This is a genomic window from Martelella lutilitoris, from assembly GCF_005924265.1.
Classification (GTDB): domain Bacteria; phylum Pseudomonadota; class Alphaproteobacteria; order Rhizobiales; family Rhizobiaceae; genus Martelella; species Martelella lutilitoris.
Genome location: NZ_VCLB01000003.1, coordinates 212,329 through 226,754 on the forward strand (window position 1 = coordinate 212,329; position 14,426 = coordinate 226,754).

13 protein-coding genes are annotated in these 14,426 nt (G+C 62.0%); 9 read left to right on the top strand and 4 right to left on the bottom strand.

Annotation, left to right across the window (positions count from 1 at the left end):
* The first annotated feature begins 94 nt into the window (after positions 1-94).
* Positions 95-1,012, top strand: coding sequence for an RNA polymerase sigma factor RpoH (gene rpoH / locus FF124_RS06075; protein ID WP_138747597.1), 918 nt, complete (start codon positions 95-97; stop codon positions 1,010-1,012).
* A gap of 132 nt (positions 1,013-1,144) precedes the next feature.
* On the opposite strand, the gene FF124_RS06080 is transcribed toward rpoH, so the two are convergent.
* From FF124_RS06080 to FF124_RS06090, 3 genes are read right to left on the bottom strand one after another with little or no spacing between them, the layout of a single operon-like run.
* On the bottom strand, positions 1,145-1,738 hold the full coding sequence (locus FF124_RS06080) for a nitroreductase family protein (protein ID WP_138747598.1): 594 nt from the start codon (positions 1,736-1,738) through the stop codon (positions 1,145-1,147).
* A 54-nt stretch (positions 1,739-1,792) separates the two neighbouring features.
* Positions 1,793-3,748 carry a hypothetical protein gene (locus FF124_RS06085; RefSeq protein ID WP_138747599.1) on the bottom strand — a complete coding sequence of 652 codons (1,956 nt, stop codon included), beginning with the start codon at positions 3,746-3,748 and terminating at the stop codon, positions 1,793-1,795.
* A gap of 51 nt (positions 3,749-3,799) precedes the next feature.
* The gene (locus FF124_RS06090) at positions 3,800-5,098 is read right to left on the bottom strand and encodes an adenylosuccinate synthase (RefSeq protein ID WP_138747600.1); all 1,299 of its coding nucleotides are present in this window, start codon (positions 5,096-5,098) and stop codon (positions 3,800-3,802) included.
* A 212-nt stretch (positions 5,099-5,310) separates the two neighbouring features.
* Between FF124_RS06090 and FF124_RS06095 the strand changes: the two genes are divergently transcribed.
* Both FF124_RS06095 and FF124_RS06100 read left to right on the top strand, forming a co-directional pair.
* Positions 5,311-6,201: a DMT family transporter gene (locus FF124_RS06095; RefSeq protein WP_138747601.1), complete on the top strand. Its 891-nt coding sequence runs from the start codon at positions 5,311-5,313 to the stop codon at positions 6,199-6,201.
* Positions 6,202-6,328: 127 nt separating this feature from the next.
* Positions 6,329-7,129, top strand: a complete 801-nt coding sequence (locus FF124_RS06100; protein WP_138747602.1) for a creatininase family protein — start codon at positions 6,329-6,331, stop codon at positions 7,127-7,129.
* Here the strand turns inward: FF124_RS06100 and FF124_RS06105 are convergent, their stop codons facing one another.
* On the bottom strand, positions 7,130-8,071 hold the full coding sequence (locus FF124_RS06105; RefSeq protein WP_138747603.1) for a LysR family transcriptional regulator: 942 nt from the start codon (positions 8,069-8,071) through the stop codon (positions 7,130-7,132).
* Positions 8,072-8,263: 192 nt separating this feature from the next.
* Here FF124_RS06105 and FF124_RS06110 point away from each other — a divergent pair, with 192 nt between their 5' ends.
* From FF124_RS06110 to FF124_RS06135, 6 genes are all read left to right on the top strand, one after another.
* Positions 8,264-9,271, top strand: coding sequence for an ABC transporter substrate-binding protein (locus FF124_RS06110; RefSeq protein WP_138747604.1), 1,008 nt, complete (start codon positions 8,264-8,266; stop codon positions 9,269-9,271).
* Positions 9,272-9,347: 76 nt separating this feature from the next.
* Positions 9,348-10,166 (top strand): ABC transporter ATP-binding protein, encoded by an 819-nt coding sequence (locus tag FF124_RS06115; RefSeq protein ID WP_138747605.1) that lies wholly within the window; start codon positions 9,348-9,350, stop codon positions 10,164-10,166.
* On the top strand, positions 10,166-11,020 hold the full coding sequence (locus FF124_RS06120; RefSeq protein WP_138747606.1) for an ABC transporter permease: 855 nt from the start codon (positions 10,166-10,168) through the stop codon (positions 11,018-11,020). Before FF124_RS06115 ends, FF124_RS06120 begins: the two co-directional genes overlap by 1 nt.
* Positions 11,020-12,330 (top strand): cytosine deaminase, encoded by a 1,311-nt coding sequence (locus FF124_RS06125; protein WP_425462509.1) that lies wholly within the window; start codon positions 11,020-11,022, stop codon positions 12,328-12,330. The genes FF124_RS06120 and FF124_RS06125 overlap by 1 nt, the downstream gene beginning before the upstream one ends.
* 2 nt (positions 12,331-12,332) lie before the next feature.
* The gene (locus tag FF124_RS06130) at positions 12,333-13,742 is read left to right on the top strand and encodes an FAD-binding oxidoreductase (protein ID WP_138747608.1); all 1,410 of its coding nucleotides are present in this window, start codon (positions 12,333-12,335) and stop codon (positions 13,740-13,742) included.
* A gap of 1 nt (position 13,743) precedes the next feature.
* The gene (locus FF124_RS06135; protein ID WP_138747609.1) at positions 13,744-14,325 is read left to right on the top strand and encodes an NAD(P)H-dependent oxidoreductase; all 582 of its coding nucleotides are present in this window, start codon (positions 13,744-13,746) and stop codon (positions 14,323-14,325) included.
* Positions 14,326-14,426 lie beyond the last annotated feature (101 nt).

Here is a 14,426-nt window from a genome sequence, read left to right on the forward strand (position 1 = left end):
CTTCATGACATCATTGTCCGGTTTGCGGGGTGAAAACCTCGCCCGTACGGCATGTCTCTTCAGGGAAGGGTCTGTTACCTAAGGGGGTAGAGCAGTGGCCAATACATTACCCAGCATTCGCGCCGGAGAAAACGGTCTCAACCGGTATCTTGAGGAAATCCGCAAGTTCCCGATGCTGGAGCCGCAGGAAGAATACATGCTCGCCAAGCGCTATCAGGAGCATGACGACCGCAATGCCGCCCACAAGCTGGTGACGAGCCATCTTCGCCTCGTCGCCAAGATTGCCATGGGCTATCGCGGCTACGGCCTGCCGATCGGCGAAGTTGTCTCGGAAGGCAATGTCGGCCTGATGCAGGCAGTGAAGAAATTCGATCCCGAACGCGGGTTCCGGCTCGCAACCTACGCCATGTGGTGGATCAAGGCCTCGATCCAGGAATATATCCTGCGTTCGTGGTCGCTCGTCAAAATGGGCACGACCGCCAACCAGAAACGGCTGTTCTTCAACCTGCGCCGGCTCAAGGGCAAGATCCAGGCGATCGAGGACGGTGATCTCAATCCCGATCAGGTGAGCGAGATCGCGACCAAGCTGAATGTCAGCGAGGAAGAGGTCGTCTCGATGAACCGCCGGCTTTCCGGCGACGCATCGCTCAATGCGCCGATCCGCGCGACGGAAGGCGAGAGCGGACAGTGGCAGGACTGGCTTGTCGACGAGAACGACAGCCAGGAAGACATCCTGATGAACCAGGATGAGCTGGAAAACCGTCGCGACATGCTGGCTTCGGCGATGAACGTGCTGAACGACCGCGAAAAGCGCATCTTCGTCGCCCGCAGACTTTCCGAAGACCCGGAAACGCTGGAATCCCTTTCCGGCGAGTTCAACATCTCGCGAGAGCGCGTGCGCCAGATCGAGGTTCGCGCCTTCGAAAAGGTGCAGGACGCCGTGCAGAAACAGGTGGCAGCCGACGCCCGCGCGGTGCGTGCGGTTCGCGATGGCAACGACGCCTCGGAATAAGGGCATTGCCCCGGTCCCGAGCGCCGCGCCAGCCGTGAACACGTAGCCTGAACATCGAAACGCCTCCGCCCATAACTGCACGGAGGCGTTCTTGTATCACGAAGTTGGGGGCATCGAGCTGGCAAGGATTGATCAGCTTTCCGGGGCCGCAACCCCGAGGCACATCAGCGCGATAGGCGCGATTGGTGACGAGAGCCCGAGAACACTGGCCGTGGCCTCATCATCGAAACCACCGACCAAAACGCTTCCCAATCCCTCTGCCACAGCCTGTAGCTGGATGTTTTGCGCCGCGGCGCCAGCCTCCAAATAGACATACCGCTCGCCGCGCGCGCCATAGGGCGACTGCTCGATAAACGTTCGCGCCGGGGTCAGCATGTCGGCACATATGGCGATAATGCACGACGCGTTGGCAATCCATTCAGGATTGCCAATTGCCGCCTTGCACAAAGCCGGCCGCAAATCGGCATGACTGATCTTCTTCAGTTCGAGCCCAGCCGGTTCAGCGGCGTACAAACCGCCCTCAAGATCGTCGACCCTGCTTGCCACCACATGGAGGCGAAGCGGGTAAAGCGCGTGCGCGGACGGAGCAGTCCTTTTATCGCCTTCGCCGGTTTTGCCCTGGCCGGCCCGCAGGAGTTTTTTGAGGGACTCCAGTGGTATAGGATGCTCTGCAAACGCGCGGACCGACCGCCGCCGCGAGAGTGCCTGCGCAAGCGCTATATCCATCTGTCAGGCTCCATTCCGCATCTTCATGCGACTTGCGTTTGAGCGAAAATCGCCTCAATTGCCGCTGTTGATGTCGCCGAGCGCCTGCCATTCCTGGATGGCACGGTCGAAGATCGCCATGCCGGTCGTGCCCTTTTCAAGCGTCAGCAGCGCCCGGCGGCCGTTGCGATAGGTGACCGGAATATCGATCCAGTTGCGGTCGCCCAAAAGAGCGAGGTTCTGCGCGCGCGCCTGATCGAAATCATTGAGCGCCAGCATGTAGAGGTCATCGGTGATCTTGGCCGAGACCGCAATCAGCGGATCGCCGCGCGCCGCTTCCGTGCCCTTCATCGAGATCCGCTGGACATTGTCGATGCCGCCGCCCTCGAAACTCTCGTCGAGCGTGAAGGCGATATCGATGAGATGGCTTGCCGGCAGCGACGGATCGTCATTGCGACGGAAGGTCAGCACGCCGGTAAGGCCGGCATCAGGCACGTTCATCACGCCCTCGACCACCGGTTCGGAGACGGCCGTGCCGGTATTCTCCTGCTTGAGCTCCCATTCGACGGTGCCCTGATAGGCAGACGGCACCGACTGGCCGAGTTGCTCCTCGTAGAGATACATTTTCTGGGCAGCCCCCACCGGCGGCGCCGGCTCGGCCGTCTGTGTGGCCGATGCCGTCTCGGCGGGCGTCGAGGACGACGTCTGGTTGGCGACCGAACGGGCGGGACCGGACGCGGCGCTTGCCGCAGGCAGGCCCTCGTCGACCTCCGTCCCGTCAGGCAGAAGTCGCTGGGTATAGGGCTTGGCGTTCTCCGCCGTTTCGGTTTCTTGCGGTTCCGGCGCAGGCGTTTCCGGCGTTTCGGCAGGCGTCGTCTCGGCCGTCTGCTGCTGGTCGGCCGGCGAAATCGCGGCGATGATGCGCTCGCGATTGACCCAGGAGAAATAACCGCCGACGACCAGGATCAGCGCGACGATGACCGCGCCGGCGATCAGAACGACCTTGCGCCGTCCGCCCGTTTCGGCCTCATCGTCACCACGGTGTTCGGCGGGGCCGCCTGCCATCTCGTCAAAGTCATCGAAACCGTCGCCCGGCTCCTCCGGCTCCAGTCCGAGAAGGCTGTCGACATGCGCCCAGTCCTTTTCCGGCACGGAGCGACGCGGCGGCGGGGGAGCGGGATCGAACGTCGCGGCCTTCGCCGTCGTCGCCTCGAAGTCCCAGTCATCGACCGGCTCGGGCCGCGCGTCGTCCTCCCACGCTTCGGGGTCTTCGTCGGGCTCGACGATGACCGTCCCGGCGTCGGTCTCGACCGGCTCGTCGGTCACATCATAGCTGTAGGCCTCTTCGTCCTCTTCCCTGTCCTCATAGTCGACCCGATCCGGCGTATGAACAAGTTCAAAGGTCGCGCCATGCAGCATGCCTCGGCGGCCGGACGGCTGCGGCTCATCGGCCTGCCCTGCGTCCTGTGTTTCAGCGGCAACGTCGACAACATGCTCTTCAGGCGCGTCCGTCTGGGCGGGCACGTGCTCATAAAGGTCTTCCTGCGCGGTCCGGCGATCGTCGTCCGCGTCATAGGACTGCTCTTCGGGATAGGAGGCGTTGGAGGTCGCCGGCTCATCGACGAATTCTACAGGCTCTTGCCCTTCGCGAGCCTCGTCTTCGGCGGTCTGCCATGCCGGCGGCGCATCATCAGGCGCGCCGACCGGCTCATCCTCGGGTTCATGACCAGGCTCTTCCGCAGGAACATCTTCCGGCAGGTCCTCATAGCGGTCCTCGGAAACAGGTTCTTCGCCGGGCGCATCATCAGCCGGCGGCAGGGCTTCGGCGAATTCGCTCTCGACCTCGGCGATGGCCGCGTCGATCTTGTCGATCTGCCGCTTGACCAAGGCCTCCGGCGGGGGCGGAGACATGTTCTCCATCTGCCGGATGACGGCGGAGCGCGCCTTCTCGTAAACGCGCGCGCGCAACTCCGGAGACTGTTCCGGAAGGCCCTCGACGGCACGTCGAATGACTGCTGTGAAATCCGCCATTTATTACCCCTATTGTGCGGGCTATTGCCGCAACAATACTATGATTTTTGCTTAATCCTCAAACGGATCGGTCACAAGAATGGTGTCTTCGCGCTCAGGACTTGTGGATAGAAGCGCGATTGGTGCGCCAATCAGCTCTTCAACCTGGCGTACATATTTGACGGCCTGCGCTGGAAGGTCGGCCCATTTGCGCGCGCCGACGGTTGATTCCTTCCAGCCTTCGAGCGTGATGTAGACCGGCTTGACGCGCGCCTGCGCGCCCTGGCTGGCCGGCAAGGCTTCGATCCGCTCGCCGTCGAGTTCGTAGGCGACGCAGATCTTCAACTCGTCGAGTCCGTCAAGAACATCGAGCTTGGTCAGCGCGATACCGGTGATGCCGTTGGTGGCAACAGCCTGGCGCACCAGCACCGCGTCAAACCAGCCGCAGCGGCGCTGACGCCCGGTGACCGTGCCGAATTCGTGGCCGCGTTCGCCGAGGAACTGTCCGACATCGTCCTTCAGTTCAGTCGGGAAAGGCCCCTCGCCAACGCGCGTGGTGTAGGCCTTGGTGATGCCGAGCACATATTCGAGCGCGCCCGGCCCCATGCCGGACCCGGCAGCCGCCTGGCCGGCGACCGTGTTGGACGAGGTGACGAAAGGATAGGTGCCGTGGTCAATGTCGAGCAGCGTTCCCTGCGCGCCCTCGAACAGGATGCGCGCGCCGGCGCGGCGCTTCTTGTCCAGGAGCAGCCAGACGGTCTCGCGGAAGGGCAGCACCTTGTCGGCGATCGAGGTCAGTTCGTCCATGATTGCCGCATGCTCGATTTCGGCCACGCCGAAGCCGCGCCTCAGCGCGTTGTGATGGGTGAGAAGACGGTCGACCTTGGCCGGCAGGGTTTCGAGATTGGCCAGATCCATCAGGCGGATCGCGCGGCGACCGACCTTGTCCTCATAGGCCGGGCCGATGCCGCGCCGCGTGGTGCCGATCTTGGTGCCGGAATTGGAGGCAGCATCTTCGCGCATGCCGTCAAGCTCGCGGTGCAGCGAAAGAATGAGCGTCGCATTGTCGGCAATGCGCAGATTCTCGGGTGAGATCGCAACGCCCTGCGCTTCCAGACGGCCGATCTCGGCGATCAGCGCATGCGGGTCGACGACGACGCCGTTGCCGATGACGGCGAGCTTGCCTTCGCGCACCACGCCTGACGGCAGAAGCGACAGCTTGTAGCTGACGCCGTCAATCACAAGGGTGTGGCCGGCATTGTGGCCGCCCTGATAGCGCACCACGATATCCGCGCGCTCGGAAAGCCAGTCGACGATCTTGCCCTTGCCTTCATCGCCCCATTGCGAGCCGACCACTACAACATTTGTCATTTTACCTACCTAGAAACGAAGCCTTGCCTGCGGCTGAACCGCAGCATCTATAACCACCCACGACCTATATTGCGATCCCTTCGGCCCGCAAGCCCGCAAAATTTTCACGTGACAGCAACGGCGACGACGCTTTAAGGCGGGAGCGCCTCAAAACACCATCCCATCTTCGTGAAACATGAACCAGGGATGAGCCAATAACAGGGACTGTGGCCATGCAATGGCGAGCCTATATGCTTTTGACGATTACCACGCTTTTTTGGGGCGGAAACCTGACCGTGGGCAAGCTCGCGGTCGGCCATGTCTCGCCGATGGTGATGAATTCGCTGCGATGGGGCATCGCGTTTCTGGTGATCTCCGCCTTTTCCATGCCGCAGTTCCGGCGCGACTGGCCGGTGATCCGGAAAAACTGGCCTCTGCTCTTTGCCTATGGAGCGGTCGGCTTTGCCGGCTTCAACGCCTTTCTCTATTCCGGCCTCCGCTTCACCTCCGCCATCAACAGCGCCATCGACCAGGCAGCCATTCCGCTGTTGATCTTCGTACTGAACTTCCTGTTCTTCCGCGTGCGCGCCTCGACGGCCCAGCTTGCGGGTTTCGCACTCACGCTTGCCGGCGTCGCCGTTACGGTTTCCCACGGCGAGCTGTCGCGCCTGCTCGCGCTTGAGATCAATTTCGGTGATTTTCTCGTGCTGATGGCGGTGCTTTGCTATTCGCTCTATACCGTCAGCCTGCGCTACAAGCCCGCGCTCGACTGGCGAGCCATGGCCATGGCCTGTTTCTTCGGCGCCTTCCTCGCCTCCCTGCCGATGGTTGCGACAGAGGCGGCGCTCGGCCTTGCCATGCTGCCGCATGACCTGACCGGTTTCGGCGTCATCGTCTTCATCGGCCTTTTTCCTTCGCTCGTCTCCCAGGTCATGTTCATCCGCGGCGTGGAGCTGATCGGCCCCAACCGTGCGGGCCTGTTCATCAACCTCATTCCGGTCTTCGGCACGATCCTCGCCGTCGCCATCCTCGGCGAAAGTCCGGAAGGCTTCCATGCCGTTGCCTTTGCGCTTGCCATCGGCGGCATTGCGCTTGCGGAATGGGGAAAACCGAAGGAGGCCTGAGAGCGCGCGCAAAAAGGCAGCGGACGGAACACAAAACGATGCTTTTGTCCGCATGACGTTTTTCCTACACCTGTGTTGAAGCCGCCCGAAGGGATGCGGCGGGGAACAACAAGACAGGTTGATCGACATGGCCAAGCGCTTCTACTGGAATGAACTGACAAGCCCGGAATTCAGCGCTCTGGACCCGGCGACCACCGTCGCCATCCTGCCGCTTGCCTCCACCGAGCAGCACGGCCCGCATCTGCCGGTCGCAACCGATGTGGCAATCGCCCAGGGCATGCTCGACACGCTCAAGGAAAACCTGCCCGAAAACCTCAACGTGCTGGTGCTGCCCGTTCAGGAAATCGGCAAGGCCAACGAGCATATCCACGGGCCCGGCACGCTCTCCTTCGGCGCGGACCTCTTGATCCCCGCTTGGACGACGATCGGCGAGAAGGTCGCCGCCGCAGGTCTCCGCAAGATCATCATGGTCAACAGCCATGGCGGCAATCTCGACATCATGAGCATCGTCTCGCGTGAGATGCGCGTGCGCTTCAATATGGTTGCTGTCGCCACGCAGTGGGCCCGCTTCGGTTCGCCGGAAGGCATGATCAGCGAGGAGGAGCGCACCTACGGCATTCACGGCGGCGAGGTCGAGACCTCGCTGATGCTGCACTTCCGCCCGGAACTGGTGAAGATGGAAAATGCCGAGAACTTCGTGTCGCTGGCCAAATGGCAGAAGGAAAACACCCGCCGCCTGCAGCCGACGCCGCCCAATGCGCTGGCCTGGATCGCCCATGACCTCAACCCCAAGGGCGCGCTCGGCAACGCGGCGATCGCAACGGCCGAAAAGGGCGCGGCAATCGCGCAACACCAGATTGCGGGCTTCATCGAACTGATCGAGGATGTGGTCGCCTATCCGCTCGACAAGCTTTACACGCCGGCCTGATCAGCCCTGCGCGGGCGGCAGGTGGTGCTTTTCCTGCAGCGTGTTGATGATGGCGGAGAGTTCCTTCAGCAGGTAGTCGACGAACAGGCTGCTTGCCGCATCGAGCGGCGCGCGGGCCCGCGAAAACAGCTTCATCGGCTGGTGGCGCACATGCGGATCGGCGAGCGGGCGGAAGGCCAGCTCGCCTTTCTGGCATTCGACATAGACGTCGAGCGGATTGAGAAAAGTCAGCCCCGTACCCCGCTTGACCAGAGCTTTGAGCATTTCCGACGAGTTCGTCTCGACCACGGGCTCGATCGGCAGCGACAGCGGTGACAGCGCAAGGTTGATGACATGGCGCAGGCTGGTGCCGGGCTGGGCGAGCACCAGCGGCTCCTGCACCATATCGGACACATTGACGCGCTCTTCTTCTGCGAGGCGATGATCAGGCGGCATCACTGCCCCGATCGGCACATCGAAGGAGGCGAGAGTGCGGATGCCCGGCGTCGGCGGAATGTTGAAGCCAAGGCCGAGATCGACATCGCCGGTCAGCACATTGGCGATCGTGGTGGTGCCGCCATCGGATCTGAGATGGATGCGGATTCTTGGATTTTCGTCAACAAAACGGGCGATGATATCCGGCAGCGGCCCGGCGGCGAGGCCTACGGTTGCCACCAGCGTCACTTTTCCCGCCTGCGGCATTTTCAGCGCGCGGATACGGGTTTCCAGCTTCTCGTAGCTCTTCAGAACCTCGCGGATATGCTCCACGCACATCTCGCCGGCCGCCGTCAGGCGCAGGCCGCGCGGCAGGCGCTCGAACAGCGGCGCGCCGAATTCCTCTTCCAGAGCAAGGATTTGCCGGTTGACGGCGGATGAGGCGACATTCAGTCGCTGCGCCGCCTTGCGGATCGAGCCGCAACGGGCGATCTCATCGATGTATTGCAGTTTCCTCGAATGAAGCATGGGCGTAGACTCGATGGGTCGGAACCGGCGCTGACCAAATTTTGCGCAGTTCGATTACATTTATAACAATCGTGCCGGTTGTGCAAAAAAAGCATCAATGCGGACGAAAATTGATGCTTCTCAAACAGCGGTGAAGCCGCTCAAATGCAAAAATCGGAAAATTTAACGACGAAAAGCGAAGGGGAATAGCTTATGTCGACTACCTCAAAGACCGCCGCGCTCGCCGGTGCTGCCCTCATGGCAGCGGCCGCAACGCCTGCCTTTGCGCTGGACGAGGTTTCCTACGGCACCAACTGGCTCGCACAGGCCGAGCATGGCGGCTTCTATCAGGCCGTTGCCGATGGCACCTATGAAAAATACGGCCTCGACGTCACCATCGTCCAGGGCGGCCCGCAAGCCGCCAACCGCGCGCTCCTGATCGCCGGCAAGGTCGATTTCTACATGGGTTCGCCGCAGGGCGAGCTGGACGCCGTGGTCGAGGACATTCCGCTGATCGATGTCGCCGCCATGTTCCAGAAGGACCCGCAGATCCTGATGGCCCATCCCGACCAGGGCATCGAGGAATTCGCCGATCTGGCGAAATTGCCGACTATCTTCATGGGCAAAGACGGCTTCCTCTCCTACTTCCAGTGGATGAAGGCCAATTTCGACGGCTTCGACGATGCCCAGTACAAGCCCTACACCTTCAACCCGGCGCCCTTTATCGCCGATCCGCAGTCGGCCCAGCAGGGCTACCTCACCTCCGAGCCCTATTCGGTCGAGAAGGAAGCCGGCTGGTCGCCTAAGGTTTTCCTGCTCGCCGACAGCGGCTATTCGCCCTATTCGACGATGATCACCGCCCAGAAGAAGCTGGTCGAGGAAAACCCGGACCTGGTTCAGCGCTTCGTCGATGCCTCGATCGAAGGCTGGTACAACTATCTCTACGGCGACAATGCAGCGGCCAACGAGCTGATCAAGGCCGATAATCCGGAAATGACGGACGAGCAGATCGCCTATTCCATCGAGAAGATGAAGGAATACGGCATCGTTGTTTCCGGCGATGCCGATGAAGGCGGCATCGGCTGCATCACCGATGCCCACTACAAGACCTTCTTCGACGACATGGTCGACATCGGCCTGTTCACGTCTGACGTCGATTACACCAAGGCCTTCACGACCCAGTTCGTCTGCAAGGGCGTTGGCAAGGACCTGATGAAGTAAGGCGAAACCACGCCGACACTCCGTTTCGCGTCACCCGGCGCGAAACGGCACCTTGAATTGAATGCAGGATAGCCGCATGCCGAACGCTCATGCCGAAACCCCGGCATCGCTACAAAAGCCGCTGGTGAAGATGGAGCATGTCACCAAGATCTTCTCCAACGGGACCATTGCGCTCAACGATATGTCCCTGACGGTGCGCCAGGGCGAGTTTGTCAGCCTGCTCGGGCCTTCCGGCTGCGGCAAGTCGACCGCGCTCAGGATCATCGCCGCGCTCGGCGATGTCAGCCGCGGCACGATCGACTGGCCAAGCTCGCGCATTTCCGCCAAGGGCCGCCCGGAAGGCGATATCAGCTTCGTTTTTCAGGAGCCGACGCTGATGCCCTGGGCGACCGTATTCGGCAATGTCTATCTTCCGCTGAAACTGCGCGGCCAGTCGAAATCCGGCACGCGCGATCAGATCATGGATGTCCTCAAGACCGTCGGCCTTCAGGATTTCGCCGATGCCTATCCGCGCGAACTCTCCGGCGGCATGAAGATGCGCGTCTCGATTGCCCGGGCGCTGGTGACCAAGCCGAAGCTTCTCCTGATGGACGAGCCCTTCGCGGCGCTTGACGAGATCACCCGCCAGCGGCTGAACGACGATGTTCTGCGGCTCTGGCACGAGACGGGCATCACCGTCATCTTCGTCACCCATTCCGTTTTCGAATCCGCCTATCTTTCCAACCGCATCGTGGTCATGCGCGCCCGCCCCGGACAGGTCTTCGACGATTTTCCGCTCGATACCAGCCAGGTCCGCGACGAGGACTATCGCTCCTCCGACGAATATCACCAGGCCTGCGCGAAAGTGTCCCACGCGCTGCAGGGCGCGATCCACGCCGCAGGAGGAGAACACTGATGAGCGACAAGGTGAGCGCCATGCAGCACGACGATGCGGCTTACGCCAAACCCGGTTTCTGGTCCCGCCATGGCGAGACCATCATGAAAATCGCGATCCCGATTGCCGTGCTCGCCTTTCTGGTGTTCGTCTGGCAGGCGATCGTGGTCATCTACCAGACCCCGCATTACATCCTCCCCGGCCCCGCGCTGGTGGTCGAAGCCTTTTTCGAGGACTGGGGCACGCTCGCGCCGGCGCTGTGGGTGACGACCAAGATCACCTTCATCTCGCTCGGCCTTGCCCTTGTCGGCGGCGTTGGCCTTGCCGTCATCATGGTCCAGTCGCGCTGGATCGAGACCGCGCTTTATCCGATCACCGTCATCCTTCAGGTGACCCCGATCGTCGCCATCGCGCCGCTGATCCTGATCTACACGCCGACAACGCAGGTGGCGCTCCTAATCTGCGCCTTCCTCGTCGCCTTCTTTCCGATCCTGTCCAACATGGCGCAGGGCCTGAAGAGCGTCGACCATAACCTTCTGAACCTGTTCGAGCTTTACGGCGCCTCGCGCTGGCAGACGCTCATCCACCTGAAACTGCCCGCATCGCTCCCCTATTTCATGACCGGGCTCAGGATCGGCGGCGGCCTGGCGCTGATTGCCGCCGTGGTTGCCGAATTCGCCGCGGGCTCTGCGGGCGCCGGCTCCGGCCTTGCCTTCCGCCTGCTGGAATCGCAGTACCGGCTCAACATTCCGCGCCTCTTCGCAGCACTCTTCATGCTCGCCTGCCTCGGCGTGGCGATCTTCGCGCTCACCTCCTTCATTGCCTGGCTGTTCCTGCACCGCTGGCACGAAAGCAGCCTCAAGAGGGAAAACTGATGCCGGATTTCATGACACTGCCGGAAGCGCCGACATTCGCGCTTCTAAGGGCAACCGTTCCGGCCGTCTGCCTTGCCGATGCGAGCAGCTTCGAGGCGAAGGAAGGCCTCATTTCGGTCGATATCGTGGTTGCCGAGGGCAAGATCGACGCCATTCTACCCGCCGGCACCGCGCCGGCCGCGCTTCCTGCCGCCGACCTGCGCGACGGCATGGCCTGGCCGACCTTTACCGATATGCACACCCATATCGACAAGGGCCACATCTGGGAGCGCCGCCGCAACCCTGACGGCACCTTCATGGGTGCGCTGGAAAACGTGATGGCCGATCGGCAGGCCAACTGGTCGGCCGATGACGTCGCCGCCCGCATGGAATTCTCGCTGAAATCGGCCTATGCCCACGGCACCGGCCTTTTGCGCACCCATCTCGACAGCTTGCCGCCGCAGCACGAAATCTCCTTCGAGGTGTTTTCTCACATGCGGGAAAAATGGGCGGACCGGCTCGAACTGCAGGCCGTCGCCCTCTTTTCCATCGACATGATCTTCGAGCCCTTCTTCGACGATCTGACGAAGCTCCTGAAACGCCACAACGGCCTGATCGGCGGCGTCACGCAAATGCTGCCGGACCTTGACGCGCGGCTGGACCGCATGTTCCGCGCGGCGGCCGACAACGGTCTCGATATCGACCTGCATGTGGACGAAACCGAGGACCGCGAGGTTCTGACCCTTGGCCGCATCGCGGAAGCCACGCTTCGCAACGGCTTCGAGGGGTCCGTCACCGTCGGCCATTGCTGTTCGCTGGCACGCCAGGATGCGGAAACGGCGAAACGCACGATTGACCTCGTGGCCAGGGCCGGGCTTTCCGTCGTCTCCCTGCCGATGTGCAACATGTATCTGCAGGACCGTCACGAAGGCCGCACGCCGCGCTGGCGGGGCGTAACGCTGTTCAAGGAATTGGCGGCCGCCGGGGTGAAGACGGCGGTCTCCTCCGACAATACCCGCGATCCGTTTTACGCCTATGGCGACCTCGATCCCGTCGAGGTCATCCGCGAGGCCGTGCGCATTCTCCAGCTCGACCATCCGCTGGACGAAACCGCCCGCATCATCACGAAGACGCCCGCCGAGATTCTCGGTCGGGCCGAACGCGGGGTGATTGCCGAAGGCGGACCCGCCGATCTCGTCCTCTTCAGCGCGCGCCGCTGGAGCGAATTCCTCTCCCGTCCGCAGGCTGACCGCATCGTGATGCGGAATGGCATGGGCATCGACCGCAGCCTGCCGGATTACCGCGAACTTGACCCGCTGATGGATAAGTGAACATGCCGGACTATCAACAGATCAAGGCCGAACTCGAAGGCATCGCCATCGAGGACAATCCCAACATGGTTCTGCGCAAGAGCCGGGATTTCTACTGGTATTCGCCCATTCTGAAGGAACAGCTTGAGAGTGTGACCGGCGATCTGGTCGTCTCGCCGAAGAACGAGGACGAACTGATCCGGATCCTGAAGGTCGCTTTCAAGAACGATGTTCCCGTCACCGCACGCGGCGGCGGCACCGGAAATTATGGCCAGTGCATGCCGCTTTCCGGCGGCATCGTGCTCGACATGACCAGGATGAACGCGATCAAGGAGATCCATCCCGGCCGCGTCGTCGTCGAAGCCGGCATCATCTGCGCCCAGCTCGACAGGGAGCTGAAGGAAAAGTCCGGGCAGGAACTGCGCTTCCACCCGTCGACCACCGGTCAGGCCACGCTCGGCGGCTTCATCGCCGGCGGTTCGGGCGGCGTCGGCTCGGTCCACTGGGGCGGGCTTCGCGATCTCGGCAATGTGCTGCGTTTGCGGATCGTGACGCTGGAGGAAGAGCCGCGGGTGATGGAACTGACGGCACGCGACCTGCTGAAGGTCAGCCACGCCTACGGCACCAACGGCATCATCACAGAGGTCGAGATGCCGCTGGCGCCCGCCTATGACTGGGTGGACGTGATGGTTGGCCACGAGACCTTCATGGACGCGGTGCGCTTTTCCGACAGGCTGGCGAAATCCTCCGGCATCCTGGTCAAGGAAATCGCTCCGATCGCAGCGCCCGTGCCCTATTCCTACTTCAACCGCCACAAGCCTTTCCTCAAGGAGGGCGAGAGCGTTTCCGTCGTCATGGTCGCGCCGCACTCCATGGAGCCCTTCGAGGCGCTGGTGAACCTCTACAAGGGCGAGATCCGCTTCCGCTCCGACAAGGCGGAAAGCCTGCGCGGCCTGCCGCGCGCCTATGAGCTCGGCTGGAATCATACGACCCTCAGGGCGCTGAAGACTGAGCCGGATGCCTTTACCTATCTGCAGGTGCAATATCCCGGCCCCGACCATGTGGCCAAGGTTCAGGAAATGTCCGAGCTCTTCGGCGATGAGGTGATCGGCCATCTGGAGTTCCTGCGCTTTGACGGCGCGATCCAGTGTTCCGGCCTGCCGCTGGTGCGCTACACGACCGCCGAACGGCTGGAAGAGATCATCCGCATTCACGAGGAGCACGGCTGCCCGATCTTCAACCCGCACCGCTATACGCTGGAAGAGGGCGGCATGAAGCAGACCGACGAATTGCAGCTGGCCTTCAAGAAGGAAACGGATCCCAAGGGCCTGTTGAACCCCGGCAAGATGATCGCCTGGGAAAACCCGGATTTCGATTTCAAGGCCGGCAAGAACTTCCTGTTCAAGGGCCTTTCCGAGACGGGAGCCGAATAGGATGCGCGTTCTCGTTCTCTTCAGCCATCCGGTGGAAACCAGCTTCGGCGCGGCGCTGCATGCCCAGGTCGTCGAAAGCCTGACGAAGGCCGGACACGAAGTCGATGATTGCGATCTATACGCCGAGGGCTTCCAGCCGGTCCTGACCCGCGAGGAGCGCATCGGCTATCACGACTATCCGGAAAACACCGCGCCGGTTGCCGGCTATGTCGAGCGGCTGCGGCAGGCCGAAGCCCTCGTCATCGTCACGCCGGTGTGGAATTTCGGCTTTCCGGCGATGCTGAAAGGCTATTTCGACCGGGTCTGGCTGCCCGGCGTTTCCTTCGCGCTCGAGGACGGCAAGCTGACGCCGACGCTGCGCCATATCAGAAAGCTTGCCGCCGTCTTCACCTACGGCGCGACGCCGATGCGGGCATTTCTCGCCGGCAATCCGCCGAAAAAGATCGTCAAGCGCGTGCTGCGCGCCCAGATCAAGCTCGGCGCGCCGGTCTCCTTCATGGCGCATTACGACATGAACAACTGCACCGACAAGACAAGGGCCGATTTCCTGGCAAAGGTGAAAGCCGAGATGGAGGCTTTCTGACGCTTCCGGCGTCCACCCCCTTTACATCACCGCTCAGACCACTAGGTCTATGACTAACCCGCAAGCGCTCCCCTTAGGCGCTTGCGGGCTCTTTTGAGCGA